We start from the raw sequence: 836 nt of genomic DNA, 5'->3' as shown, positions 1-836 counted from the left end.
GCTCACCGGCTCCAGATTTATCAGCAATAAACCAGCCAGCCGGAAGGGCCGAGCGCAGAAGTGGTCCTGCAACTTTATCCGCCTCCATCCAGTCTATTAATTGTTGCCGGGAAGCTAGAGTAAGTAGTTCGCCAGTTAATAGTTTGCGCAACGTTGTTGCCATTGCTGCAGGCATCGTGGTGTCACGCTCGTCGTTTGGTATGGCTTCATTCAGCTCCGGTTCCCAACGATCAAGGCGAGTTACATGATCCCCCATGTTGTGCAAAAAAGCGGTTAGCTCCTTCGGTCCTCCGATCGTTGTCAGAAGTAAGTTGGCCGCAGTGTTATCACTCATGGTTATGGCAGCACTGCATAATTCTCTTACTGTCATGCCATCCGTAAGATGCTTTTCTGTGACTGGTGAGTACTCAACCAAGTCATTCTGAGAATAGTGTATGCGGCGACCGAGTTGCTCTTGCCCGGCGTCAACACGGGATAATACCGCGCCACATAGCAGAACTTTAAAAGTGCTCATCATTGGAAAACGTTCTTCGGGGCGAAAACTCTCAAGGATCTTACCGCTGTTGAGATCCAGTTCGATGTAACCCACTCGTGCACCCAACTGATCTTCAGCATCTTTTACTTTCACCAGCGTTTCTGGGTGAGCAAAAACAGGAAGGCAAAATGCCGCAAAAAAGGGAATAAGGGCGACACGGAAATGTTGAATACTCATACTCTTCCTTTTTCAATATTATTGAAGCATTTATCAGGGTTATTGTCTCATGAGCGGATACATATTTGAATGTATTTAGAAAAATAAACAAATAGGGGTTCCGCGCACATTTCCCCGAAAAGTG

The 836-nt window shown here is 46.9% G+C and carries 1 protein-coding gene; it reads right to left on the bottom strand.

Annotated elements, in window-relative coordinates; all coding sequences use genetic code 11:
* Positions 1-712 (bottom strand): class A beta-lactamase (gene bla, locus CKO23_RS24930; protein WP_200336262.1); only part of this gene is annotated, 712 nt, incomplete at its 3' end.
* Between the last annotated feature and the right edge of the window lie 124 nt (positions 713-836).

It is taken from the genome of Thiocystis violacea, assembly GCF_016583565.1.
In the GTDB taxonomy this organism is placed as follows: Bacteria; Pseudomonadota; Gammaproteobacteria; order Chromatiales; family Chromatiaceae; genus Thiorhodococcus; species Thiorhodococcus violaceus_A.
This window is presented reverse-complemented; position numbering and strand designations above follow the sequence as displayed.